The organism is Mucilaginibacter sediminis (genome assembly GCF_051903035.1).
Classification (GTDB): Bacteria; Bacteroidota; Bacteroidia; order Sphingobacteriales; family Sphingobacteriaceae; genus Mucilaginibacter.
Map to the genome: position 1 here is coordinate 5,743,515 of NZ_CP170602.1, position 26,073 is coordinate 5,769,587.

The 26,073-nt window shown below is 41.7% G+C and carries 29 protein-coding genes; 5 read left to right on the plus strand and 24 right to left on the minus strand.

Annotation, left to right across the window (positions count from 1 at the left end; genetic code table 11):
- The first annotated feature begins 46 nt into the window (after positions 1 to 46).
- Together ACFGVS_RS23700 and ACFGVS_RS23705 are read left to right on the plus strand one after the other, a co-directional pair.
- Entirely contained in the window at positions 47 to 1,435 is a 1,389-nt protein-coding gene (locus tag ACFGVS_RS23700) for a caspase family protein (RefSeq protein WP_439695840.1), read from the plus strand.
- A 409-nt stretch (positions 1,436 to 1,844) separates the two neighbouring features.
- Complete coding sequence (locus ACFGVS_RS23705; RefSeq protein WP_439695841.1) at positions 1,845 to 3,983, plus strand: KAP family P-loop NTPase fold protein; 2,139 nt, start codon at positions 1,845 to 1,847, stop codon at positions 3,981 to 3,983.
- 37 nt (positions 3,984 to 4,020) lie between these two features.
- Here the strand turns inward: ACFGVS_RS23705 and ACFGVS_RS23710 are convergent, their stop codons facing one another.
- From ACFGVS_RS23710 to ACFGVS_RS23750, 9 genes are all read right to left on the minus strand, one after another.
- Positions 4,021 to 5,109, minus strand: a complete 1,089-nt coding sequence (locus ACFGVS_RS23710) for a hypothetical protein (RefSeq protein ID WP_439695842.1) — start codon at positions 5,107 to 5,109, stop codon at positions 4,021 to 4,023.
- Positions 5,110 to 5,131: 22 nt separating this feature from the next.
- Positions 5,132 to 6,139 carry a hypothetical protein gene (locus ACFGVS_RS23715; protein WP_439695843.1) on the minus strand — a complete coding sequence of 336 codons (1,008 nt, stop codon included), beginning with the start codon at positions 6,137 to 6,139 and terminating at the stop codon, positions 5,132 to 5,134.
- 12 nt (positions 6,140 to 6,151) lie between these two features.
- A complete protein-coding gene (locus tag ACFGVS_RS23720; protein ID WP_439695844.1) occupies positions 6,152 to 7,468 on the minus strand; it encodes a hypothetical protein in 1,317 nt (438 codons plus the stop codon).
- A 74-nt stretch (positions 7,469 to 7,542) separates the two neighbouring features.
- The gene (locus ACFGVS_RS23725; protein ID WP_439695845.1) at positions 7,543 to 8,106 is read right to left on the minus strand and encodes a hypothetical protein; all 564 of its coding nucleotides are present in this window, start codon (positions 8,104 to 8,106) and stop codon (positions 7,543 to 7,545) included.
- A gap of 853 nt (positions 8,107 to 8,959) precedes the next feature.
- Complete coding sequence (locus ACFGVS_RS23730) at positions 8,960 to 9,334, minus strand: hypothetical protein (protein WP_439695846.1); 375 nt, start codon at positions 9,332 to 9,334, stop codon at positions 8,960 to 8,962.
- 61 nt (positions 9,335 to 9,395) lie between these two features.
- Positions 9,396 to 10,463 (minus strand): DUF932 domain-containing protein, encoded by a 1,068-nt coding sequence (locus ACFGVS_RS23735; protein ID WP_439695847.1) that lies wholly within the window; start codon positions 10,461 to 10,463, stop codon positions 9,396 to 9,398.
- A gap of 5 nt (positions 10,464 to 10,468) precedes the next feature.
- The gene (locus ACFGVS_RS23740; RefSeq protein ID WP_439695848.1) at positions 10,469 to 10,636 is read right to left on the minus strand and encodes a hypothetical protein; all 168 of its coding nucleotides are present in this window, start codon (positions 10,634 to 10,636) and stop codon (positions 10,469 to 10,471) included.
- Between the two features lie 4 nt (positions 10,637 to 10,640).
- Positions 10,641 to 10,775 (minus strand): hypothetical protein, encoded by a 135-nt coding sequence (locus tag ACFGVS_RS23745; RefSeq protein WP_439695849.1) that lies wholly within the window; start codon positions 10,773 to 10,775, stop codon positions 10,641 to 10,643.
- 70 nt (positions 10,776 to 10,845) lie between these two features.
- Positions 10,846 to 11,385, minus strand: a complete 540-nt coding sequence (locus ACFGVS_RS23750) for a hypothetical protein (protein ID WP_439695850.1) — start codon at positions 11,383 to 11,385, stop codon at positions 10,846 to 10,848.
- Positions 11,386 to 11,902: 517 nt separating this feature from the next.
- Between ACFGVS_RS23750 and ACFGVS_RS23755 the strand changes: the two genes are divergently transcribed.
- Complete coding sequence (locus ACFGVS_RS23755) at positions 11,903 to 12,589, plus strand: hypothetical protein (protein WP_439695851.1); 687 nt, start codon at positions 11,903 to 11,905, stop codon at positions 12,587 to 12,589.
- Between the two features lie 52 nt (positions 12,590 to 12,641).
- Entirely contained in the window at positions 12,642 to 12,947 is a 306-nt protein-coding gene (locus tag ACFGVS_RS23760) for a hypothetical protein (protein WP_439695852.1), read from the plus strand.
- A gap of 53 nt (positions 12,948 to 13,000) precedes the next feature.
- Here the strand turns inward: ACFGVS_RS23760 and ACFGVS_RS23765 are convergent, their stop codons facing one another.
- The 15 genes from ACFGVS_RS23765 to ACFGVS_RS23835 form a co-directional block, all read right to left on the minus strand.
- Complete coding sequence (locus ACFGVS_RS23765; protein ID WP_439695853.1) at positions 13,001 to 13,177, minus strand: histone H1; 177 nt, start codon at positions 13,175 to 13,177, stop codon at positions 13,001 to 13,003.
- A gap of 60 nt (positions 13,178 to 13,237) precedes the next feature.
- Positions 13,238 to 14,227: a hypothetical protein gene (locus ACFGVS_RS23770; RefSeq protein ID WP_439695854.1), complete on the minus strand. Its 990-nt coding sequence runs from the start codon at positions 14,225 to 14,227 to the stop codon at positions 13,238 to 13,240.
- A 24-nt stretch (positions 14,228 to 14,251) separates the two neighbouring features.
- Entirely contained in the window at positions 14,252 to 15,319 is a 1,068-nt protein-coding gene (gene traM, locus ACFGVS_RS23775) for a conjugative transposon protein TraM (protein WP_439695855.1), read from the minus strand.
- A gap of 36 nt (positions 15,320 to 15,355) precedes the next feature.
- Entirely contained in the window at positions 15,356 to 15,577 is a 222-nt protein-coding gene (locus ACFGVS_RS23780) for a hypothetical protein (RefSeq protein ID WP_439695856.1), read from the minus strand.
- On the minus strand, positions 15,574 to 16,200 hold the full coding sequence (traK, locus tag ACFGVS_RS23785) for a conjugative transposon protein TraK (RefSeq protein ID WP_439695857.1): 627 nt from the start codon (positions 16,198 to 16,200) through the stop codon (positions 15,574 to 15,576). Before traK ends, ACFGVS_RS23780 begins: the two co-directional genes overlap by 4 nt.
- 56 nt (positions 16,201 to 16,256) lie before the next feature.
- Positions 16,257 to 17,474 carry a conjugative transposon protein TraJ gene (traJ, locus tag ACFGVS_RS23790; protein WP_439695858.1) on the minus strand — a complete coding sequence of 406 codons (1,218 nt, stop codon included), beginning with the start codon at positions 17,472 to 17,474 and terminating at the stop codon, positions 16,257 to 16,259.
- Between the two features lie 10 nt (positions 17,475 to 17,484).
- Positions 17,485 to 18,132 (minus strand): TerB family tellurite resistance protein, encoded by a 648-nt coding sequence (locus ACFGVS_RS23795; RefSeq protein WP_439695859.1) that lies wholly within the window; start codon positions 18,130 to 18,132, stop codon positions 17,485 to 17,487.
- Positions 18,129 to 18,803 carry a hypothetical protein gene (locus tag ACFGVS_RS23800; RefSeq protein ID WP_439695860.1) on the minus strand — a complete coding sequence of 225 codons (675 nt, stop codon included), beginning with the start codon at positions 18,801 to 18,803 and terminating at the stop codon, positions 18,129 to 18,131. The genes ACFGVS_RS23795 and ACFGVS_RS23800 overlap by 4 nt, the downstream gene beginning before the upstream one ends.
- Complete coding sequence (locus ACFGVS_RS23805; protein WP_439695861.1) at positions 18,790 to 19,482, minus strand: conjugal transfer protein TraI; 693 nt, start codon at positions 19,480 to 19,482, stop codon at positions 18,790 to 18,792. The genes ACFGVS_RS23800 and ACFGVS_RS23805 overlap by 14 nt, the downstream gene beginning before the upstream one ends.
- A 62-nt stretch (positions 19,483 to 19,544) precedes the next feature.
- Positions 19,545 to 19,925 (minus strand): hypothetical protein, encoded by a 381-nt coding sequence (locus ACFGVS_RS23810; protein WP_439695862.1) that lies wholly within the window; start codon positions 19,923 to 19,925, stop codon positions 19,545 to 19,547.
- 71 nt (positions 19,926 to 19,996) lie between these two features.
- Positions 19,997 to 22,462, minus strand: coding sequence for a TraG family conjugative transposon ATPase (locus tag ACFGVS_RS23815; protein ID WP_439695863.1), 2,466 nt, complete (start codon positions 22,460 to 22,462; stop codon positions 19,997 to 19,999).
- Complete coding sequence (locus tag ACFGVS_RS23820) at positions 22,459 to 22,794, minus strand: DUF4133 domain-containing protein (protein ID WP_439695864.1); 336 nt, start codon at positions 22,792 to 22,794, stop codon at positions 22,459 to 22,461. The genes ACFGVS_RS23815 and ACFGVS_RS23820 overlap by 4 nt, the downstream gene beginning before the upstream one ends.
- 105 nt (positions 22,795 to 22,899) lie before the next feature.
- Positions 22,900 to 23,184, minus strand: a complete 285-nt coding sequence (locus tag ACFGVS_RS23825; RefSeq protein ID WP_439699260.1) for a DUF4134 domain-containing protein — start codon at positions 23,182 to 23,184, stop codon at positions 22,900 to 22,902.
- Between the two features lie 161 nt (positions 23,185 to 23,345).
- Positions 23,346 to 23,888, minus strand: coding sequence for a hypothetical protein (locus ACFGVS_RS23830; RefSeq protein ID WP_439695865.1), 543 nt, complete (start codon positions 23,886 to 23,888; stop codon positions 23,346 to 23,348).
- Positions 23,889 to 24,006: 118 nt separating this feature from the next.
- Positions 24,007 to 24,966: an RteC domain-containing protein gene (locus ACFGVS_RS23835; RefSeq protein ID WP_439695866.1), complete on the minus strand. Its 960-nt coding sequence runs from the start codon at positions 24,964 to 24,966 to the stop codon at positions 24,007 to 24,009.
- A gap of 237 nt (positions 24,967 to 25,203) precedes the next feature.
- Here ACFGVS_RS23835 and ACFGVS_RS23840 point away from each other — a divergent pair, with 237 nt between their 5' ends.
- On the plus strand, positions 25,204 to 25,782 hold the full coding sequence (locus ACFGVS_RS23840; protein WP_439695867.1) for a Crp/Fnr family transcriptional regulator: 579 nt from the start codon (positions 25,204 to 25,206) through the stop codon (positions 25,780 to 25,782).
- Positions 25,783 to 26,073: the final 291 nt, after the last annotated feature.

The following is a 26,073-nucleotide window of genomic DNA, read 5'->3' on the forward strand; positions in this document are numbered from 1 at the left end:
TTAGTACACTATTATCTATTATTAATCATCTTTTTTAGATTTGCTTATGTCGGGAAAAAGATTTGCCATATTAATAGGAATAAACGATTATCATCGTGCCCCATTGCGGTTTTCGGTGAACGACGTTTCGTTGATTAGATCAAAGTTAATTTCTAATTGTAGTTTCGAACCTGATGATATTTTTTCGATAAGTAGTACGGTGGACAAACCGATTGAAAATGTGCAGGAATTGTTGGAAAAAGTATTCAATAATCTTCGGGACGTCGTGCAACCAAACGATTCCATACTATTTTATTTCTCCGGACACGGGAAGGTAATTGACGAATTCTTACTGGAATTTCATGACATTGATGTCAGCTTATCATCAGTGCAAACAAAAATTGATGCTTTAAATAATAAAAATCAGTTTTTTATAATAGATGCTTGCCATGCTGGTGGAGCAGAAGTCAAGGGAGAAGAGATTGAAGCAATAAATCAATTTTACCGTGATAAAATAGCTCAACGTACAGGTGGGCTGCAAATACTTTGCTCCTGTAGCAAAAACCAAATTTCATTAGCTAGACCTGAGCTACAAAATGGAGTATATACCCATTATCTGGCGAAGGCTATAGACAATGCAGCACTTTATGATATAGATTATAGAAGTTTATCTCTTAACCAGATTCATGAATATGCAGTCAAACAACTTGAAATAAGTAAAGAGGAGCAAATCCCTTTTTTAATAACAAGGATGGCCGGATATTTTCCTTTTGCTCATTTAACTGTAAACACGAAATTCAGTAAGCAACTTCAGATTACGGAGATTTTCGAAGAGAATGACATTTACGCATTTATGCAAAATCAAGCATTACAGCTACCAGAGGAATTTGGACGCGATTTCGCACAATTGTTTGCTGAATTAAGTATGAATCTTTTTACACACAATCATTCCAAGAAAATCTCTATTTCTTTCCAAGAAACTACAATTGAAATTCAAGATCATAGCCCAGCAAGCTTTAATCCGTTCACAGCAACGCCGACAGAGATGGGCATGGGGATAAAGGTGTATCAGGTTTTTTTGGAAAAATATGAAGGGAAAGTAATGACGTATTATCAGTCTGGCAACCCGAATATTATCCGCTTCGTTTTTGCTCCCTCTGTTTTTTCTGATCTTCCGCTTAGCCCATGTCATATTTATATATCAGGTATGTTACTAGGTTCCACCACACCGATCAATAAATATGATTTGCCAACATCATGCGAAGAATTAATCATTGATGTTTCTAAGTCTATTACTCCTCTTAGTTTATATCCTAAACTTATCCAAAATCTGTTGTCCAGAACAGAAAGCTCCAAACCATTAATTATTATCAAAATGCATCATGATGACATGTTGCGAAGAAAGGTTTCCAGCATGATCCATCAACAGCATCAGTCGCGTATACTGTTGCTTTAACGCAGCAAATAATATCTCCCATAAGATTACCGTACTTATTGTCTTATCAAAAGAGGGATAGGCTGGACATTCCGGAACCATTGATCACTGCGTTCTGGAAAAAGAGTTCAGTGTGTTCCGTTACACTTTGACCATGTTAAATAGCTGATTTAAAATTTTTGAAACTATTATTCAACAACACAACTCATTGATCTAATTCGCACGGAACAGCCTGGTCAAGTATGACGGAATTTCCAATTTGGGGGAATTGTGGGTATCGGGGCATTTTAAGGCGTAGAAGGCAATTGACACCGCTGTCTAGTTTCTTATAAATCAATGGCAATCACTTTTTTTGTTGGGTTATGTCTTATAAGTTCTTCAAACGTCATCAAGTCATCTTGAAACGTTAGATTTGATTTAACAAAACAATATGGCAGCCATAGATACAGACCAACCTAAAATCAGTGCGGAGCAAGATCGATTTAAACGTTATGATTTTGCGAAACGAATCGCAGGTATTATACAACACAGCCAACTCAATCAATCCCTTGTTGTTGGGCTTTATGGAAAATGGGGGGAGGGTAAAACCTCGGTTATGAATTTTATAAAAGCAGAACTCCCTAAAGAAACTGTTATTGTCAATTTTAATCCGTGGCTATTTAGTGATCAGGAACAGTTAATTAAATCATTTTTGACAAGTGTTGCCTTCGAACTCGGAGAAACCCTTAGCTCAGATAAGGAAAAGATTGGCAAGGCATTAAAAGAATACGGTGAAGTTATAGGCTCGGTAACTAAATACCTCGGCGTTCCTCTTGATGGATTTAAACAGATCGGCGAAAAATTGCAGGAAGTATCAGCCGAAAAATTAAAATCGCGGGTGGATGAAATGATCCGCGATACTGGAAAGCGACTGGTGATTTGCGTTGATGACATCGACCGTTTAGACGTCAAAGAAATTCAATACATTTTCAAGCTCGTAAAATTGGTTGGGGACTTTCCGAACAGCTGCTATATTCTTGCTTTTGATGATGAGTTAATAGCGACTGCACTTGCCCCCCAGTATGGTAATATGCATCAAAAGCATGGATATCAGTTTTTGGAGAAGATCATACAACTCCCTCTGAAAATTCCAAAAGCAACCAGGAAAGCACTAAAAAAATACACCATTGACATGTTAGATCAAGTGTTAAAGGAATTAAAGGTTCAATTTAAACAAAAAGAGGTCAGCAAATTCCGGGATGTGTTTGACGAACATTTTTTGCCATATATAGACAACCCCAGGCTTGCCACACGTTATGCCAATGCCGTTCACTTTGCCCTTCCGATGTTATTGGGGGAAGTAAATCCCGCCGACCTGATGCTTGTAGAGGGACTGAAAATTTTATTCCCGGCATCCTATGATTTCACGCGGCACCATTCGGCGTTCCTTCTGGCAGACTCTTTAAACGAAAGCCACAGGTCATTTTACAAAGGCAATACCAAAGAGCAGGCCCTACAGGTTATTAACGGTTTCTTAACCAGTCAACCGGAAAAAGATCGCGAAGCTGTTAAATCTATCTGGCAAGCACTGTTTCCACAATACCGTTACATGACCGGCAAACATGGTTACACTAATGATAGCCTGATGAAATGGTATAAGGAAATGAGAGTTTGTTCCGGAAAGTATTTTGATAGATATTTTACTTACGCAGTACAAGAAGACGAAATTTCAGATGTGCAATTTGAGCAATTTTTAACAGTGCTTGAAACGGAGGCCACCGGAGATAGCCTAGAGGGATTTTTTCTAACCAATGATGTTGCTGATGTAGTTTTTAAATTAAGAATCTGGGAAAAGGACTTTAGTGTGTCACAATCGAAAAACCTTTCTTTATTGATCGCCAGGCAGAGTAGGGATCTCCCGGTTGAGGCTGGTGCATTTAGCCTATTTACCACACAGGCGGAGGGTGCCAAAATCGTTACGCAACTGATTCATAATCTACCATCAGATGAACGCGCCAGCCATACCAAACTAATTTTTACTGAGGCTAAAGATTTTCCTTTCGTTATGGAGGTTGTTTACCGATTGTTTTACACTTCAGGTAAGCCATCGTTCGACATTTTATCCACAGATGAGCAAACGGCCATGAAATCATTTTTAGTTGAACGGTTTCAATCACTATTTACCGGACATAACTTTTTTGAGATACTGCCGGACACCGAGGCCTGGCGTATTTTAAGCTGGTGGAAAGAACTTGACCCAGCGGGATTACAGAAAGACATTGAATCGGTTCTTAATGATGATGTTGGAAATGCAATCCGCCTCATTAAGGTGTTTACTCCTACTATCACCAGTTGGGGAGGATCTGAAACAAAAACCTTTAAATCAGACTTTGGGAAACTTAGTTACGACAATCTTGCAAAATCAATTGATGTAAAACAAATCTACCAACACCTCACAGCTGACCAGGATTTTGAACGAATAGAGTTTGACCTTGCCAATTTACCAGACCGCGATCCATTGTCAGATGTGGCTCTCGCAAGCATATTTATGCTTTTCTATGAACAAGAAAATTCGATACCTAATTTATAATTAGCGAAATAATAAAACTATAGCCTTAAAAAATTTATTATTCTGGAGGTGTCCAATTAATTTCATTACCATCATCCATTAAAAATACACTTACGATTGAAGTTGGGTCAAAGGTAGTGTCCTTTATTTGACCAGTAATCGGATCGATAGATACCACATTTTTCAAATCCTCCGGATCAAATTGGAATCCAACAATCTCCTGATCATCTTTAACTGATTCCAGACCGCCCATTGCTTTCATTGTCGCACTAACTATACTCTGAGGCATAGTTGGTTCTAAAAATAAAGGAGGAGGAAAGATACATTCTATCTTAGTGTAACATCCGTTCTGCAAATCTGGCAAGCTAAACGGTAAGGGATAACTAAAAACTTGGTTAGCATAATAAAAAATAAAAAAATGCTTTGGGTTTCTGGCAAGTGGTTCTTTTTTACGAAAAATAAATCCATATGGCGATTTTGCCTGTTGTTCAAGGGGTAAATGAAAACAAAGAACGTGAGCAAAACGTAAAAATTCTGGATGAGGTTTCGGATTAACCAATACTTCCAATACCTTTTGATAATCTTTTAACTCATCTTCCTGTAAAGATGCAAATGCAATTTTTAACAATATCCTAAAAACGTTAAAAGGAATATATGACCTTTTCAAATAAGTTATTGTAGTTGTACCTTCCTTGGGGTCAATAACAATAGCGTTATCATTTTCAAATACGCTGGTAATTTTAGTTCCTTTTCTATTTAATAATTCCTCGTTTGCTGCAACAATTTTCCCCGAGCCAGATTTAAATTCCGGAATATTGTTCTTCCTGTTTCGCGTACCTACAATCGTTCGGGTAATACCCAGCCAATTGACGAAGGCACTTTCATACTTTGAAAACAGCGCATTGCAATTATCACATTCGTAATCGCATAGCAAATTATTTTTACCCAATAATTGAGAAATTATATGTGCATCCTGGTCAAACGTCACCTGAGGCCAAGCCTGTCCGCAATATCTGCATTCGCGTTCTTTTGGATATTTCAAGGAAACAGGAGCCAAGTTTTCTATCCCTATAAATCCAAGCGGTTCATAGCACTTAAAAAACTCCTGCATTTGTGGCAAGAATTCAGTGTAGGTATAAAATTTCATTATTAAAAATATAAAATAAACATTAAACTGATCCGTTTCTTCGCGAATCAGGAAGTCTACCAGGATTCCAGTAAAAAATTTTGTTATCTGCAAAGAATGAAATCGGATGCTGGGAAGTTATCGAAGGTGTGCCTTCGGGAGAGAACATCAGGTCAGTCATCTTTAACTCAATCAGTTCCCAAACTTTTTGTTTCAACGCTTTTACGCTATCTGGTACACTACCAACGAAATCGCAATAAAAGTTAGCAATGGTATCGAATCCATTAGATTGCATAACCTGAGAAAATACAAATGCAAATTCCACAGTCCTGGTTTGGTGGATTAATATGTGATTGACCATTGATTTAAAAAGATCATCCGGTAGACTGAACATTCCCGTATTCAATAAGATTATGCCTGCTGACTTAATATTATGCTGATTTTTATAACTTTTTATTTGACTGGAGGCCTTTTTAACCTGATTTTGAATTGTATTCCGGATTTGAGCATGGTATTTCGGCGTTAATTCGCCATAGTCAGCAATTGGATCAAGGTTGATCGTGTGTGCCTCCAAACCACCAAAGATTTTAATGATAGCTTTGCGCCTTTCGTCATCAAATAGTCCTTCCTCCTGAAGGTCCTTTAATTCAATCACAATATCATCAAGTGAGAAATCCGGAGTTTTAGAGGTGGTCTCGGGTATCTTTTTTCCTCCCATTTGTGTGAGCAGGAGTTCAAAATCAATTTCTCCAAAGCGTGGCGTGTTGGCGAAACCCTGCCTGCTTTGCAACTGGTCAACAAGGCAAATAAAGGCGCAACCTGTTTCCCTTGCTATATAAAAAGAATCTAATAACTGGTCGTCGGTCGCGGCGCAAAAATCTTCTGTGATTTGCTGTACCTCTAATTCTGAGCATACGGGATAATCGAATTCGATGGAACGTTCATAACAGTAATCGACATTGCATAACTCCGCCTTAACCAGGAGGAAGCATTTAGCAAAATGGTTATGCTTTTTGTTATAACCCTCATAAATTACACTGTAAATTTCCATTCTTTAAATATATTATTGATCGTTTTCCCGTCTATTTTTTATACTGAAGTTTATCACCATGTCTTTTACAATAATTTCATCAAACTCAAAAAACATCCATTCTTTATCCTTGCGGAATTGGTTGAAAATCTTCCAAAATCCCTGATGGGCGGTTTGATCAGAAAAATCGATCTCATCTTTTCCGGAGAAAGGGATCACAAAAACCATAACAATATGCGCGTAATGAAACTCTCCAACGAGGTATGGAAACCTTTTATCCTTTATTTTTCTTTGGTAATAAAATAAACCTGACCGTTCTTTAAAAAAAGAGTTATCCTGCAATAAGGCGATTAATGGTAATTTTTCAGCATTAAAATCACCATTGATCCAATCCAGGGTACGGCTGAAATGCCGGAGTTGCATCTGCGGAACAACGCTCAGCACAAATTTGCAGAGACAACGATAAACGTCCTGTGGCACAAAACCTTCCTTTAGTCGCAGTTCAACTGGTTCGTTAAAGGGTAAGCCATTTTTACCGGAATCATTAAATTCACCATCGTAAATTATTTTGATTAGTTCATTATCGGCAGACAATTCAAAATTCTCACCCCTCAATTTTTTATAACTGTCTTTTCCTTTTAAACCGTAAATTGCCCTGAAGACACTAAAAAAGGTGATAACAGCCGGTTCTATCGTAATACTAAAACGATCATTACAGGCATCGCATTCCTCAGTCAGAACCACCGATTTATTTCCTAAAGCCTCACTGTAGGCGTGTGCTTTATTTCGAAAAGTAACTTTCGAACCATACCTATTGGTATTTCCCAACGTTTCTGCACAAAAACGGCAAATTCGTTTATCTATAGACCCGGTGCCTATCTTACGACGCTGGTGGCCAAAAAGATGCATATTATAAATCAAAGGAATTGGGCCAAAATCAAGTTCTCCGGGCGCATGATTTACAGGTAGACCTTCCCTGATATGGAGCCGCCGCAAATGGTGGTAGTATTGAAAATAAAGGGCGGTATCGGTTACCTGCCCAAAAACAATCAAAAAGAAACTGTTAGGTAATAATTTCCTGAAAAAATGTTCTACCTGATGTAAAACCGGCAGCTCTTTTTGATTTAAAACGATAAACTGCTGTAATTCTAAAAGAAACTGCTCGGTACACTGCTGAACTGGTTCTAAAATACGCTGCTCTTCCAGATTATCATTTGTTGTAGCGAACAAAGTAGTAAATCCATCTAAAAAATAAACATTAGGGCTTATCGTTAGAAAAATGCTCTCCTGTAATGTCAGAAACGTTAAATTAAATAACCTATCTTCCGGAAAAATGTGGGTGTCAGCCATTAAATGTGGATTACAAATTTCTTGGATTTCTAAAACGCTTAAAATTAATTCGCCAATAATCCTTATTTTGAATACTAGAAAACTGTAGTAATCGAATATTGTTGATTTCCTTTTAGGTCTGGTTTTATGGGATAAATAGTGTCCAACGATGTCACCGTATTTTTAATGATAAACTCGCGCGGGGTTGATATATTATGATATTTACCTTTTGAATCGATAGCGTCATACGATAATTCAACATAGTTAATAATTGGTCTATTTGTTTCCTTCATCTTGTTCCTGGATAAGTAGACCATATAAATTAAATCCATAGGGATTTTAAACTTCAACGTCGCCATATGGCATGCTTGCAGCACCATAGGCAATTCAATACTTCCGCTAGCATCTCTCCATAAATAATCATTTTTAGCAGAGCTTTCTTTAGCTACAAAACTGTATTGAAGCCTCGTAATCATACAATCCCTATTCCCTGAATTTATAAAGCCAATTTGGATATAACCAGTATCCACCTGTAAGTTATCACCCATTTTTCCAACCTGAACAATTCGCGCAGTGAGGTTGTCCTCTACTACAAAATTGCTTAAATAGAGGTTGTAACCACTTACAAATAGGGCAAATACCGATATTATAACCGGCAATGTAATATTAGCCCAAATTTTCTTTTTTGGGGTAGGTTCCGGAGTTGGTTGCTAGGTGTTATTTGATCTTCCATGATTTAGGTTTTGCCTAAGATAAAAAATTATTATAGGTGATATAATACCCAATAAAATATTGGGCATATATTTCCCCCTTTTTATTAAGTTACAGATATCAATATATCTGAAAAGGATGCCGAGGTGACGAGGCAATGCTTTTTGGGGTTTGTGGCGGGAGGCTAATTTGCGTCGTAAAGGCTGGAGTGTGAAATGAAGAAGGAATGGATTTATCCTTGATACTGCGGTTTTCAATTTGATCAGAAACTTTAGTATTTCATCCCGATCCAATCCTGAAAGGAGATCCAGGCTTTTTGCCGGAACGGCATGGCCATAAAACAGTGAATATATTAGAACGGTTTGGTTCGGTTGTTCCATGAATTAAAAAGATGGCTTACAACTCTAAAGATAAGGTTTTAAATGGTCTTAATGCCCGTAAGGGCCGCCCGGGATTTTTGACGATTTTAGCGGTTGTTTAAAGCTATAGAGCAATTGGTATAAGCGACTATAAATGCATAATGATGCTGATTAACCCCACGACTATAAGCAGCGCACCTAACAAATTTACCAGCGTTTCTATAATAGTGGTTAGTAAACCCTTTAAGTAACTGCTGAAGATTTGAACCGCTGCCATACTACGGCGGTTAAACCTGCGCCGTACGATTTGATAGCGGATAAACAAGCCGATTATTAAAAGAATGATACCGTAATGGTTTGAAAAATTGATATGCAAAAATAATTGTGTCATTATCTTAGAATTAGGGTTAAGATTAGCCCCCTTTTCGGGGGCTACGGGCGATTAAGGCAGGATGAATAAGACAATAGCCTGTTTAAATTTTGCGGGACAATCGGGATGTTTGGCGTAGAGGTCAAAACAATTATTGGTGTATATCGCTAAATAGCCATCAAACAATTGCTCTGAAAACAATTTACTGTTAGTTACCAGTTTACGGTTATAGAATTTTGTTTTCTTGGCGACCTCTTCGGCAAGTTGTAGCCAAAAATTAAATTGAAAGGGTTGGCTATCCCAATTTTCGGCTAACTTATCCTTTTGCTCAATGGTTTCTTCTGCGTGTGCTTTAGCAAATGCAATAAAACCTTTCATTTCATTGGGGAAAAGTTGGTGTAAGGTTCTCGCTTTTTCGATGTTCCTATACTGATTAATGGATTTCATAAGAATGGGTATTAATTAATGATGTAAATACAGGGGGACAAAATCCCCCCCCCGTTAAGGATTAATTGAATAATAAAGCATCTGCCCCGTGCTGTGTAAATTCATGGCACAGGTCGAAAGCTGATTGGCTTCTTTGTAATCCTGTACCATACATGATGGATTTAAATTTGGCTTCGTCGTTCTTAAAATTGCGGACGTTCTGAAAATACCCGGTAACCGCGTTAAAAGCCCCAAACACCGTTCCTTTAGTGGTATCTTCCTGTTGGGTCGGGCTGATCATGGCATATTGAAAAACATTATCCACCATGTTGTTAAAATGGCTTGATAATTCATCGTTAGCGCCGTTTTGCACGTTGGTTAATACCTCTTTGCTTGGCGCCATTGCAAGTTGAATCAGTTTTTTAACTTCCCTGTCAGTGATCCGCATCCTTGACCAACGGTTATAAATCGCCTCCAATTCGTCCGCTAAACTGTTTGCGATACCTAACATTTTATGCGCTTCCTTTAGCTTATCGTTCGCACTTGTGGTATGACGTATTTTAATGCAGTTGGTATGGTTGCGCAAAGCAGCGTTAAGCGTGTTGGCGCAAACAATTCTTATTGGTGTAAATGCAATTTGAATACTCCCCAAACCATCATGCGAAGTTGAAAGAAAAAGGTATTTTTCCACGCAATCGTTACGTCCGACTCGGATATAATCAGGCAATTTTGCCGTTATGAAAATCTTAGAGCCATTCGATAAAGCGCCTGCGGTTTCGTATAAAATGCCGTCCTTACCCCCTATAATAGCATCAAAAAAAGTAAAGGCGTTAACGTTCTGCAGGATTTGGTAATCATTACCGACTACGCCCAAAACCTGCTCGGTATCGGTGCGCACGGTAGCGTAAAAATTCGGTACTTCTATTTCGGGAATAATAATATCCGTTTCAGGGTCGCCGTTGTGGTTTGCCGTATCATAAGTAAATAAAGGTCGTTTCTCTACATGATAGTCTAAACAGGCGTGTTTGATTGCTTCCGCACTGGTGGGGTAATCGCTGATGATCTGCCCCAATCCGTGCCACGCTTTTTCCTTAACTGAAAAAAAGCTGTGTTTACCTGTTTGTTCATTGAAATTAATATCGTGTGCCATGATGTTTAAGATTTTAGTTTATAGTCCATAAATTTCAGTTCGTGTATTTTTACCTTTTTGGTGTTGCTGATGGTACAGGTGGCCGTTTGCTGTATCTCGGTAATAGCCTCGTGTACATTCTTATGCTTGGTTTGTATGGTCGCTTTGACCAGTAAGAAAATGGTATCGTACATGATTTTATAAGTTATAATCGTTTGCAAATTGTGCCAGTTCGAATTGAAAACCTGCGGGGTTTTCCTTAGCTAATTGTTCTGCATAACCCTCCCAAAATAGTTGGTTGGTTATCTCGATAAATATTTCTAACATTGCCATAGATTAAGATTAGGAAAGTCTTAAATGACGCCCCCTTTTAATGTTTTGGGTAAAGGGGGCGTTTCCATTTTTAAGCCTGTGGGATAGTGATACCCGCCTCGATTTCTGCCAGTTTATTCACGCAAAGGCTGTTTACATACTGCGCAACCGATTCAATAATTACAGGGTTCTTCGTTACAAATTTGTGGTTGGCATCATCCTCAATAGTCAGTTTGCAGCCCTGGTAATAATTACCGCCCAATTCTTCGGCATCTTTTTCAATGTCTACCTCAAAGGCTTCTAAAGTATTAATGGTATTCAGAAGGTTATCACGTTGCACCATACGTTTATGCAGGATTTTAACCAGTTCCAACGTGCCGTCTAAATTCAATACCGGTTTTTCGGGTTTGGCTTCCGCCTTTACCGGCCCGGCTGGCGGTTGCGCCTGTGGCACGGACGTTACTTCTTTGGCAGGGCTTTGTTGTTCCTGTAGCGGCGTTACTTCTTCTTTGTCCGCACCTGTTGATACTTTGTTAACAGGATTGCCCGCAACAAATTTTTCCACCTTGTCCGCTTTAACGGTGTTAATTCCCTTAACTGCACCGTTGTTGTTTTTTGCATTAGTTTCCATTTTTTTAGATTTTAAATTTTCCGTCCTGCGTACTACCTTTCGGCAGGAGCCATTTCTGGCTTTTTGTTGAGCACCTGTCCTGATTGAGCGGGGATAACAGGCAAGGCTTTTGGAAAAAAAATACTACCCGAGCGTAGCGAGGTGTGGAGATTTTTTTTCCAAAACCCGCAGGGCCTGGCCTTGACTGGAAGCCACGCGGATCAGAAATTTGTTGCTCAAACAGCCTAATTACAGCTTGATCAGTCTTTAAAAATGCTTTATAGGTGGAAGGGAGAAAGTGCTTGCGGTTTGAGCTATGCGATAGCGACGCCCAAAATGTAAGCGCTTTTAAAAAGCGGTGAAGCTGCTGAATGGAGGTACGTGATGAAGCGGCTGGAACCGCTGTCTTTAACCATCGAAAAGGGTAGTATACCTATTTACCACCCTTTTACCACTGTTCGTCATTAAACATTTTCTTTAAATTCGTATAATTCAATCTACAGTTATGAATGAACACATTTTAAAGGTCACCAGTGCAATGTTGGCAGGCGGGCTGTCTGGACGTGAACAGGAGGAAAAAGAGTTTATGGTCATACAGGAATTGTGTGGTGCCAATGCCCCCGAAGATGTAGCACAACTCCTGGACGCGCTCTGCGCATCCGGGACAATTCTATCCATACCGGCAATATTCGGACAATGGGATACCGGCAACGAGGAAACCAAAATGCTATCTGGAATTGCCATCGATCTTATTAAGGCACGGGCCAGAACAAGGGGAAGTATCCTTCCTGATGAATATTTTAAGGCTAAACATTGGAAGCCCGGCTGGAATGGCAGTATAAATGCTTTCCTAAGCTATGTGCATGTTATTGCGGACATCTGTATCAAGGCCGGGCATGACGAAAACGAAGTCAACCGGATCGGTGAAATATTTGCGGAGGAGATGAATATTGACATGTCACCATACGAAACTTTTGCTGATTTTAAGATATGCCAGGCCGGTTGGGATTTAAAGAAAGACTACCAGGTCGTAATGGATAAGATGGCGCAGGAAGAATTGCTGGCCGAAATGGAAGATATGGGCATCGGTGAAAGCATAGTGAGTTTACTTTCCGGCACGTTAATGGACCTGCAATACGATTACGTCATAGCCCGTTTAAAACTGAAAGGCAGCTTAGCATACTATCGTTTTGTCTTTAAGATGGCAGAAAGTCTCAATCAGTAAAGTACGAAGAACTATCCTCAAAATAGACCATTAACCATCTAAAAAACAAATTATGAAAAAGACAGAATTGTATGAATTTCTCGATAGCTGGAACCAATTGGACAAAGCTGAAGGCGATTATAAGCCAATCAATCCTTATCAATTACACGCCATGTTTTTAAGCCCCGGCTTTTACCTGAAATGGTATTTGTCTCCCGATAAATTCGAGGCGCTTGCAAAAGAACTGGAATATGAATTTGAGCCCGGCTATGAAAATAAGATTGCGTTTCAGTATAGTGACCAGCGCGTAGAAATAGAAAAAGGGGTTGAACCGGAATCCCCGGCTTTCTATCCGGCAGAAAATACAGCAACTACCTGAAAAAACAAACAGGCCGTCAGTAACTGACAGCCTGTTTGTCTGGACAAAATTGTTTATGCCCTGCGTTTCAATTCCGAAACCTCGTTTCGGCCCTCTTGCGCAATTGCTTTTATATCCTGTAAAGCTTTGCGCAATCGCACGCCAGCCGCTTTATTACCTTTCAGGTAAAATGAACCGGCGTCTTTTTCTGTTCCCTCTACTAATGCTTTTAATTTTTCAAATGCGTTCATAAGTTTTAATGTCTTAATAAATGGTGTATAAATGGGTTAATTACTGTCAAAATGAAAGGGCTAAATACCCATTTCCTGGCCTTGTGCCTGTTCTTTGGCATTGCTTTTGGATTGTGCTTTTTCCTGCTTTGGCACCTTTAAAAAGTCCTCGCGTTTTTCAGGCGCGCCATTGTTAACCTGGTAAAAGTTAAGGTTGCCGTAACGTGGAACCGCTTCGATGCGCAGTTTAACATCCTTGCCGTCTTTGCCCTCTACAGTTACCACCGGACGGTTACCGTTTTTCAGGTCGGCAACTAACTGTTCCTGTTTTTTAGGATCGGCATCCAGCTTGATCTTATATTCTTCTATGGCTTTTTTGACGTCATAGCCCCAGCCTTCGCTGAACTGCTTAACCTCGTAATTGCCGTATTTATCTTTAGGCTTGTCAAACAGGAATGTTGACCACGCTTTGTACTGCTCGCCGGCACGATTGACCAGATCCTCACGATAAACTGAACGGCCCTGTAAAAGATTGGCAGCCTGGTTAACCGGGAATCCCGCACCTTTTTCCACATAGAAATGGTTGCTGATAGCAGGGCTGTAGTATTCCTTTTGAAAATCCTTGGCCACATAATCAACTTTACCTTCTTTCATGGTGGCTAAAGTAGTTTTGAACGGCAGGTCATTGCCGGTAGCTTTGCCGATAGCCAGTTCGCTTTTCCCTTTTTGTGATTTGAAAAAGTCAATCGCTTCAACCGGACTATCAAATTTTTTCATGCGGTTTTTGTTATCGTCTCCCGGCGAGATGACAATGTATTTCTGATCATTTTCAAGTGGTTTAGCCTTACTCCAGGCCAGGTCATAGCGGTTGAAATAATAGTAATCCGACTGGCCGGACTGCCTGAAATTCAGGGTCGCATCGATCTGTCCCCTATCGGCGGGCAATTGCGCTTTTAACTGGAAATTAGGGAGGTTCTTCTCCATACCAGCTTCCATGTCTTTAATGATCTTTTCATCAAAGCCCAGGGCTTTTAATTCGCCCTTTAAATTCTCCAAATTGTTACGATTCATCGATTGTCGTTTTTAAATGAATAATTACTGTTGATTTTTTCTGGCGTTATCCCGCAGAAGTAGGGGATAACCTGATTTAAGTTTCACCTTAATGCGTTTTACTTTTTTGGAAAGCAAGCCTTTGGCAGCCTCAATGCCTGCACCTGCAGCCTGTACGCCTAACGATTGATCCATGGAAAGAAACTGCATACTTTGCAAGGCATTGCTGCTACCGGTACCAACCGCTCCGCCTAATTCCGCCTCTGGTGCATTGATACCGATCAACGAATCCTTAGCGTCGAACACGGTAAAGTTTACCGGGACTATCGAAGTCCCCAAGCCTATGTTTTTGATCTCCAGATTAAGGCGCTGGTTACTGATAGATGCCAGGCCGTACACCTTGTGGTTCTTAGGTATTACCTGCCCGTTAACAATCACTGTGTCCAGCAAGCGCAATTCGACAACCGCACCCTCGCTAATCTTTTGGTCGTGGGAGATCACAGCGGGTATCGCTTTAAATATGCTGTCGGGCACAATCACATCATCCTTTTTGGGGCTTTGCTTCGCCAGTTCCGGATTTTGGATTTGAAGTATTTTATCCATCATGCCGTTTAACTGCTTCATTTCCGGGTCTTCATCGCCGTTCTGCTGTTGCATGTTCTTCATCAGGGTTTCCAGTTTAGCCACATCTTTGGAAACAGACACATCCGGTGCAGATGATGGCTGCACCGGCGCATAGCTGGTGGGCGCAGGAACCGCAGGCGCGGCGATCTGTTTATTGATAGCCGCCAGTTTTTCGTTGATCTGTTTAGTTTGCAGATCATCGGCAGGATTGAAACCCAACCGCCCAGCCACATCCGCAATAGCATTGCTACCCTTTTTAACTGAATCGCGCTCCGCCTGGTTATAAATATCCATTTTGTCGGTCGGCCCCGTTTTTTTGAACTGCGCTCCAGGCAGTTCGGTATTAATGCCTTTAGAAGCTACTTTAGCCTTGCTATCAATTCCTTTTCCTCCGCCAAGCGCATAAAAGGCGAGTGCAAGGAAAGGCAATAACAACAGTGGCAGGAATAACAAGACCTTTCGCCTGTCCACTCTTTGATTTTGTGTCATAATAGTTTTATTGTTTTTTATTGGTGAATAATTGGGTTATTGAAATGCCTGAATAAGTACGAACAGGCAATAGCTGCCGAAGGCCGCGCAAAACAGGATGAGCAGGCAAAGCCTTGCTTTACCCGATAAGTGGACCGTTTTGCGGTTCAGGTAGTCCGCTGTGCGGCGCTGGTATTTGAGTATGCTGCCTGCAATCCGGCCTGCGACCTGTTCCTGCCTGGCGCTCACCGGTCGCTCTTTTTTCTGGAACAGCTTCATTGTTTTACGGCTTTAGGGTCTACGTCCGTGTTAACCAGGGTTTCCCAATGCTGGATCAAAAAGCCATGCGGGTTATTATCCGTCTGCGTTTTAATATCCCTAACCTGTCCCTGTGTGACCAGTTTGCGGAATACGGTACTTGTTGAACGTACCAGTTTTTCTGTAGCATAGCAGGTAAAACTATAAGGCGAACTGTTTACATCAACCTTAATACTGTCCACTGTAATTTCCTGCGAGATATTCGCCGAGATCAGGTTATTATAGTAACCCTGTTCCCGCAAATTATCATAGGCCTGCTTCGCACTTTCATCTGCTAAATACAGTGCTTTGGTGATACCCGCCTGAATGGCCTTTTCATCGGGCGACAGGTTAAAGAAGTATTGGTGAAAGGATTTGATATGATCTCTTAGCTCCACTGGCAGGTTTAATTTCCGGTCGGATGCCAATGCTTCCAATACTTTACCGTTGTAAAGGATATGTACCCGTTTTTGTGCTTCCTCCACGATGCTGTAGCTTTTCCAGATACAGAAACACATGGTCAGTACATTGGCGCCAATCAAAAACAGGCTGAACCGTTTGATATGCTGAAAAGCTGTATCTATATTTCTGAGTTGTTTGAACATAATTGCCCCCTAACCCCCCGAAGGGGGAATGATTTAATGGTTAATAATTCTGTTGTTTACTTGCCTGCCAGCTTATCCTTTTGGTAATCGTTGCCTTGCCCGGCATTGCGGTATCCTTCAGCGATATCACCGGGTGCGGATAGCAGATTGATTCCACCTCTTGCCATACGTGATCCTGCTGCCATGCCGCCAGATTGGCCGTATTGCATTACTGAAGATGTCGTGCCTGAAATAATAGCCGTTACTTTTTGCAATAAAGCATTGCCGCCACCGGCATGAACGATATAATTGGCCACATTTGGCACCGTGAAATAGCCTACTATTCCAATAACCATAAAAATCATGTACGCGGTATCATTCACAGAAAAGAAGGTATCACCCTGCTGACCGATCTGGTTAATATCTATTTTGAGCATGTTCTCCTGGATCTTACCCAGGATCGCACTGAAGATATTGGCCACCGGCAGCCACATAAATACATTGACATAGCGGGCGAGCCATACCGACAAGGTTTGCTGGAAACCGTCGTAAACCGCAAAGCCAAATACCAGCGGGCCCAAGATGGCTAAGACAATCAGGTAAAACGTGCGGATAGTATTGATACAAAGCGCCGCTGCCGCAAATAAAACCTGCAACACTTCCGAAAGCCATTCCTTGATGGAATTGCGAAAGTTGTAATAGTTCTTATCCGCCCAAAATTTAATATCATTGCCCAAGCCCTCCAACATGCTTTCATCTTCCCGGTTCGGGTCTTTTGGGTGCGTATAACGATACCACTTGTCAGCATCACCGCTGCCTGTTTCCCCCACATACATTCTCCATTGTTCGCTATTCTTTACTGCTTCCTCTTTCTTTTTGAGTAGCGCCGCTACCGCATCATTGGAACTGGTCACCATTCCGGCCGTTGCAGAAACCACCGGCTGCAAAACACCATTCAGAACAGGGATAACCAGGGATTGAAAACCAATGATCGCCAGCCCTAAGGCAAACGGACGTAACAAAGGATAAAAGTCTATGGGCTCGGCATTAGCGATCTGCCGCCATACCCGGGAAGCGATATACCATAATGCCCCAAATCCCGCCAGTCCCTGTGCTACGCCAATCAGCTTACCACAAAGTGGTATCATCTCGTTATAGACGTTATCCAGCACCGGTTGCATCCCGCCAATCGTATCGGCGATGCCTTCGGCATGAGACAAGCAGGGCAATAGTAAAAGCAACAGCAAGCCCCCCAGCCTCCGCCCACTGGCGGAGGAGTTAAGAAATCTTTTCATAGGTTTTGTTTTATTTAAGGTTATAATACTGTTTCATGCCGGTCAAATCCATCTTTTCCCGCTGCCGCTGGTAATCAAGGACACTCGTTTGCCTGTTAAAGGATCGTAGGAAAACCAGCTTGTCATCCGTATCAGCATAGATCCGGTCAATGGCCTTCAAACGTTCATCATCAGACATGCGCAGTTTATTAGCGGTGATCACCAAAGCCAGTTGATCCATATTCGCGCCGCTTTCTTTGAGTAGCTGGCCGTAAACCTTACTCAAATAATCCAGCTCGGAGGCTGAGAAGTTTCCGCCCGAATTAAAGCGCCGGTAAGCGGATTTGTATTCAGCGATTAAAGCGGCCTGCTCATTAATTATATCGGCGATCCGGCCATACTTGCGAACCTCGGGGCTGACCAGCCACAAACCATCCAAAAAAGCTTCGTGCAGCGAGAAATTACCCTGGGCAATGTTCTTTACGGAATTGTAGCCATTGCTTAAAATGGTATAGCCTTTTTTCATGTCCGACAGGATACTTTTGAACTGCGCCAACTTTTCGACATTGAGTAATAATTGCTGTATTTCGTCTGACTGGGCAACCGCAGGCTGGTACGTCAAAGCAGATGAACCGGCAGCCATAGATAATCCAAATAGGATCTTCTTAATTGTTTTCATAATACCTCCTTAACTGTTTTAGAGATTCGATTTTCATCGCTTCGTTGACGGATAAGCAAATTCACCTGGCTGCAAAAACGCTGCGTGAAAGCTGTTTTATCCTGCATGGACAGGTACACTTTATTGAGCCGGGCGATTCGTTCATCGTCTTTCATTTCAACTTTATCCGATGTGATTACCAATAACAATTCGTCCATATCCCCATCGCATTCGGCAAATACTTTATCTTTTACGGAGTTGATATAAGCATGATGATCAGCACTTAGAACCGAACTATTAGTGATGTAGCCAAATGCCTCACTGATATATTCCTGCATGGCCACAATTTCATCGATACGCTTATCCTTTTTAATAACGGGGTTTACCTGTTTGAGCGAACTGATGTACAGGTCATGCAAATGAAATTCACCATTAGTAATATCCTTTATGGTATTCAGGCCCGTGTGAGCGATGTTATACCCACTTTGGAGGAAACTGATATAGACCTGCAAAGCGGCAATTTGCTGGATCAGGTACTTTTTCTGTGTGCTACTCTGGCTCCACCATTCTGCAAACGTCTGCGCATTGGCAGGCTGAAAGCTTAAAATACAAAGCCAAAAGCAAAACCAACCCAATAAAAAAGCTTTAAACTTTCCGCTGACAGCTTTCGGCTTTAAACTAATTGATCTCATACATTTGCTTGACTTGTTTTACTTCTAATTGGGACCTCGACCGCTGGACGCTAAGCGTAATGTTCTGATTATTAAACTCGCGCAGATCACTATAATTGGCATCCATTCGGGTAGCCGCCCCGTTAATCAGTTCCAACCTTTTGGCATCGCTCATCTGCGTTTTAAATGAGTTCACCACGATAAAGATCTGATCAAGGTTTTTGATGCTTTCCTCCAAAATCCCCTTGTAAACACTCTCCATGTGCGTGAGTTCATCCGGCGTAAAATGCTTGTCCTTGTTGAATAAGGCCATTGCCCAATGGTACTCTTTCACAATGGCGGTCTGTGTTTCTGTAAGGTCTTTGATCCGCTGGTAGGTGGCCAGCATCGCCTTTACTTTCACCAACTCATCATAATAGGTGGCATATAGCTTCCGTTGCTTTTCTGTCCAGTCCGAAATTTCGTTGAGCTTTAATTTGGATAACTGGTTTTCTATGGTTTTCTGCGCGTTTTGCAACCAGATCGTATTGTTCTGCAAACGCTGTATCTTCAGGTCAATAGCCTTGATCACTTTCTTAATTGCCGCTTTGATCACCTCGGCTATCGCCACCTGCGCATTGACCCCCGTGGGCAGTGCAACCAGGATAGTCATGGCACTAAGCGGCAATACAACCATATAGGTTCTTAATTTTTTATTCATGAAATATAGTTTTGATAAGCACCTGCCGAAGAAATGCAGGTGCTTATTGGTAAATAATTGGGTTAATGCAACCGCCGGTAGAGCCGTTTACCGACGGTCATACTGTGACTGTCAGGAAAAGCGATAACCTTTCCTTTTCTGCTCTCGGTGAGTATGCTGGTTTTAGGGTCAAGAACCGCTGTCCATTCCTCGGTTTCATGCAGCTGCTTACCAAGCTTGCCATTTACGCTCAATTGGAAACCAGTCTTTCGGTGTAGCAGGTAGGTATTTTCCTTGCCTTGCTCAACGACCAGGGTATCATGCGCGATACTGGCTTCGCTTTGCGCATCGTTAACGTAAGTCCCCGCTATGTCGCCGGATGATAGGCCACTTTTACAAGCATTGAACGATAAGGCAGCTAAGCCTAAAAGGATAAATGATGATGATTTGAATTGCTTTTTCATAGTCTATAATTTGTTTTTTAAAGGATATGAAGAGCCCTTCGGGGTTTTCATATGATTGATGATTAAAAAAATTACAATACACTTTTCCCGCTGCGGATGTCAGCCGCGAGGGCGGCGATCCCCTTGCGGATATCGTCGAACCTCACGGCGTATTCCGTAACTTTCATTTTCTCTTTTTCCTCCGTGGTGTAGGCCAAATACTCCTCTAAACAGAGTTCGTTACGGTAAACATGCATGAATTGCCCGCCCTGGTCAACGAAAATTTCGCGATAGTTTTTGCCTGGCTCATTGGACTTATTGAGCGATAGCAGCATCGTTTTGGCCTTATCTGATAAGCCTAACACTTCCTGAATCTTGTCAAACTTGTTCATGAACTTCCTCATGTCCAGCAGGATCTTGGTATCAGAAAGATTAATAACCGTTTCCTTGATGATTGGCGAACTGATCAGGTCTTCTACCTCCTGGGTAATGAGCGCGGCAATCCCGTTGAACTTGCGGATCGTTTTATAAAGGAATTTTATAAAATGGGCCATACCGGACTTAGCAATGGCAACCCAGGCTTCATCTATCGCCAGGATCTTGCGCTTACCTTTTAGCTTGCGCATCTTGGAAATGAACATTTCCATAATAATGATGGTTACAACCGGGAAAAGAATTTCATGGCTCTTGATATTGTCCAACTCGAACACAATAAAGCGTTCATTCAGTAAGTCAAGGTTCTCCGTAGCGTTCAATAAGTAATCAAATTCACCGCCTTTATAGTATGGATTTAAGACATACATAAAGTTGCCCAAATCAAAATCTTTTTCCTTTACATCGCCATCCCTCAATACCTGTAGGTATTCGCTCATCAGGTAATCATAAAAGGAGTTGAAGCTGGGGAACACCTCATGATTAACCGCGAGGTATTCGTAATAGCCGTTAATGGCACCGGAGATGGCCACGTATTCTGACCGGTTATAATCGCTGCTCTCTTTTTTCCATAAAGCGAGTAAGAGGGTTTTCAAACTTTCCTTTTTCTCTACATCAAGTACATCATCCTTACCAATGTAAAAAGGGTTAAAGCGGATGGGATTGTCCTCGGTATAAGTGAAGTAATAACCGCCTACCAGGTCACAAAGCCCTTTATAGCTGCCGCCAATATCAATCGTTACGCAATGGGTACCCTCTTCGTATAAGCTGCGCAACAGGTGGTTCATTGCAAGCGATTTACCTGCACCGGATGAACCGCAGACAAAAAGGTTCCGGTTGGTAATCAGGCCTGACTTCATCGGCGCGTTAAACAGGTCGATATGTACCGGCCTGCCATAACTCCGGTCGCCTAAGCGCAAGCCAGAACCATCCGACCGGCTCATGCCCTCCAGGTTAAAAAAGCAGGTGGCCTGTTCTGCGAACGTATCAAACGTGTCATTCATTGGGAAATCCGCTTCGTTGCCGGGCATGCCCGCGTACCAAACCTGCGGTGCTCCGTCGGTTTCCTGCTTGCATACTGCGTCCATTTGCGCCATCGCCGAACCAACCTTGTTTTTCAATTCTGCCAGTTCTTCCCGATTATCCGACCAGGCCAGCACGTTAAAGTGCGCTTTTACAGGCAAGCGCTGCTGACTGATAGCCTCGTTTAAAAAATCATTGCAAGCATCACGGGATATGGCGTTTTCTCGGGAGTAAGCGGAAAGCGATTGTAACCGTAGCTTCTTCGCCTCTAATAGTTTAATGGTTTTCTGCGTATCGCCAATAAACACGAACTGGTTGTAGATATGGTCACAATCCAAAAACTGGCCCAATGGTGAAGCAAAGCCAATACTGTATTTTGTCCGGTCAGTAGAATATTTATCATAATTGATCCGGCTGCCGCAAAGTGGAGGCAGATCTTCCGCATCGGCCAGTGTGTATAATTCCACATGCTTATCGCCAACCCGTATCTCGTCCTTAATATGGATATCCCGGATAATCGGCTGTTGTCCCCGGTTCAACAAAAAGCAGTATTGCTCAATAATACCTGCCTTATTCGCCGTTCCTGCCAATTCATCATCGGTAAGCCGGTTTAAAGCAAATAAACCGCTATCGGTCAATATCCTTTCAAACTGCCCGCAGGTAGACATAAAGTTTTGAAACAGGCGCTCGTCTTTCAATTCCACCGGGGCGATGGATTTTCGTAGGATATTGGAATAGGCTGAACTGGATAGCTTGCGGCCCAGAGGCTGTAAGGTCAAAAAGATATAACACCGGTGGTCTAAATATGGCCTGCCGGCAAAATGCTTTTCTGCTGCCGCGCCCAACATACTTTCGGCTGCTCTTTTGCCGTCCGCTTTTACTTTCGCCGTGGTGAACCAATCCAATTTATGAAATATGGTGCCCGGTAAAAATCCTCGCATCGCTTTAACAAATGCCTGGTGCCCGGCTTCAAAGTCCTGAGCTGCCTGTGTACCGAACTCCGGCAAGTTCAATTCATAGCCAATTGTCCGGTCCCCCTGCATGGAAATCATCGTACCGTTCTCTACTTTCCAAATGGGCAATATTTTCTCGATATCGATCATACAGCAGCCTTTCCCGACGTTTTTAATGTCGTAAATACCCGCCTCGACTTAAACCGGACATAGGTTGGCAGCCCGCGTTTTGCAAAGAATTTCCCTAAACCATGCACACCAAAGCGTTTTGATAAGCGGAATACGCTAAATATCAATACACCGCCCAACGCAAATACCAGCGGAACGGTAATAAGCAACCCAGCACCCAAAAGATATAAAGCCACGAAGGTCAACAACAAAACCACCAGGCCCCCGGCAAGCCAGCCTATGTATTGACCGTACAGCCCCTTAAACTCAATTGGTTTATTGATACCTTTGTTTATTTGATATACTGAACTCATAATTTCTGTTGTTTAAGGACCAGGTACGAGCAAAGCGATCTTGCCATTCTTTTTGCAGGCTTTGCGCTTTGCCCGTCCTGATCCAGTTAATTTTTTAAACCGGCTTTATATCCCGAAAAAGGATTTTAGTACCGTTGCCACCACCACTAAAAAGATACAGGAGCCGAACCATGCCGCTGCCACCTTGTTGGTATCAGGTTCCCCGGCATTCCATTTATTGAAGACTTTTACTGCCCCAACCAAACCGACGACTGCACCGATGGCATACATCAAGTTACAGCCCGATTCAAAATACCCTTTGACCTTATTTGTCGCTTCATCGATCCCAGCTGAACCGTCGGCCGCGTAAACTGATATGCTGCAAAGCATATTGTACACGCAAAGCGTCATCGATAACAGCCACCATTTCGCCAAGACTTTTTTGTCCGCTTTCTTAAAGATTTTTTTCATGCAGAATAAATTTTGTTTTCGTTTCCTTGCAGGCCGCACCATGCGGCCCATTTTCTCGTCAAGGATTTGAAACCAAACCTTACTTGCTCAAAAGCACCCCGTTAAAGTGCGCCTTTCAGCTCTGTCGCGGTAACCTCGAAATCCAGCGTGGCGGATTCGTTCACCTGATCGGCCACCATCAGGTAAAAGGTTTCCAATAGGTTACTTTTCCGCAACCGCGGGTACCGGCGTACCTCAGCATTAACCGCTTCAATTAAATCAGTTTTATCCAGTTCCTTCGAATCAAACAGCTGTTTAACGTCTTCCATCAGGTCGAACAGATCCGTTTGCAACACTTCGGCAGCCTGACCGGCATCGTCAGCAACCTGTGCTGCGTCAAATGTTTCAGGAGGAAGGAAACTGAAATGGTTTTGATTGACCACGCTTACCCCATCAGGTTCGGCAACCTTGCCCATCAGGTCGTCGGGGCCTTCTTCAAAATCGTCCTGCCAGGCATGTTTTAAAGGGTCGACTTTAGGCTTACTACCGGACAAAAAAGCGAAGACCTCTTTACGGTAAAAGAGCAGTAAAATGACCACCAGCCAGATCAGGCTGAACACCCATGCGGCAATCAGGAATTGTTGCCATGTGAATAATTGTAACATAAAATATTTTGTTTTTAACCCGGCACGACATTGTACCGGGATGACATTTCAAAAGTGGGGTAATTGTCAAAACTGGTTAGGGGACTTAGATGGTGTCACCCTAAGGATTCAAAATAAGTCATTGATTACCAGTGTTTAAATTATTGCTGTTTTCATCTTGTTTGTGTCTCGACTTAGCTGCCGCCTTTGCACGCCGTTCCTTACGTGCGCGTTTTTCTTCCTCCGCTTCGGCATCATAGACGTTTTTACGGTCGATCCTTGCAATGATTTCCCACCGCATCCTGTCTAAAAAATCAGTAGGGCTGATCTTTTTTCTGCGTTCTATTTCTTCGAACCGCCGCGTAGGCCTGCCGATCCTGATGTGCAATGACTCTTCCATCCATTCGAAGATTTCCGATAGTGTTGCATTGCCATCGTTGACCTGTTTCGTTTCATAGATTCCATAAGCCAGTTCAGCCAGGTTGATACTATCTCCCGTCCAGCGCATTTTGCGGGCCTGTCTTTGTTTTGGTAGCGGAATATCAACCGTGCCACTACTTTTATCTAAGATGTTCTTGACCGCTATGCTCAACATTTCGTAGGCTCTGAACTTCGCAAACAAGTAACCACACGTGGTAGGAAAGATTTGATCAAATTCCGGGATGTCAGGCGCTAAACTACCGGCGTCAGCATTTTTTATAAAAAATAATTTGTCCAGTTCAGTTCCGCAGTTTTTATAATAGCTATGGTGTAAGGGGTATCTTGCGGTTAAACGGCCAAGCATACGTAATTCATCAAGCCAAAAAGCTTTCATTTTTTTTTGCGTGGTACAGGGCCGTGTTGTATTCATTAGGTACCATTCATGATGATAAATAGACCAGGCGTAAAATTTTGGCAATACAGACTTGCAGTAAATAATAGCCTCTTCACCCGACGCAATTGGATACTTATACAAATGATCTGATAAGAAATGAAGAGAATTACGGATGATACCTAGAGCTTTTATCAATCTTTCGTGGGAAGACATGGTTTCCTCTGCCAGTATTTGTAAAGCTGCCTCCATGCTTTCATAAGCCCGTTCACATACATCTAATAACATAAAACTGAGAATTAAAATGAGTATCCTTTCGGCCCCTGTATACCGGGGTGTTAACTCTCACCCGAAAAGAATAATGAGTAAATATTCATCCATAGGCGACCACTTATTAAACACCCACACAATAAAAAACAAAACCAAATGTTAATTATTAAGCAAGTATTATTTAATACAAAGTAAATTGATCGGTATTTTTTCTGATTTGACATTTATCAAAAACAAATTAAATATTTAATAGCGATGGATACAGAACTGATCATGCAGACCGTCAATCATATTTCGCCGGTATCAGATGCCGTTAAAATCCGGCTGAAAGAATATTTAAAAGAGGAACGCTTTCCTAAAAAGTACCAACTATTGCAGGAAGGCCAGACAGCAAAAAAAATTTATTTCATCAAGGAAGGATTTGCAAGAGCATTTTACTATACTGCCGACGGCAAAGAATGTACAGCTTGGTTTATGGGAACCGGTGAATTCATGATTTCCGTATTCAGCTTCTTCACCCAAAAGCCGGCAGCAGAAAATATCGAACTATTGGAGGACAGTACTCTGCAATCTATTACCTGGGCACAATTGCAAACGCTTTATAAAGAATTCACAGAATTTAACCTTATCGGTCGGATCATTACTGAAAAGTACTACATTGAAAGTGAAAAAAAATCGATACTACTACGAACCCTAACAGCCAAGGAACGATACCAACAACTTGTCAAATCTAATCCTGACATTTTGCAAAAAGCTTCGCTTAGCCAGATCGCGTCTTTCATTGGCATAACACTCGAAACACTTAGCAGATTAAGAGGTAAACGAGCACATTAGACAAAAAAAGAGAATAAGCTGAATAGCTTTTGGTATTATTTCGTTAAGGTTAGTTCATCAATCGTTAACAATGAGGCTTTAGATTCGCACTGCGAGAGAGAATTATACCTGGTTTAAAGCTCTAAGGCTTACCCCATAAAAGAATCTCTCGCATCTTTAATCAATACAAATATCATCGTACTTTGACAATTCAACTTAAAAAGATTTTTTTCAATCTTTTTAACACCATATCTTTTCAACTTTAAGTCAATAAAAAAAGAAGGAGATACTTTATCCTTTTAATTATTGATT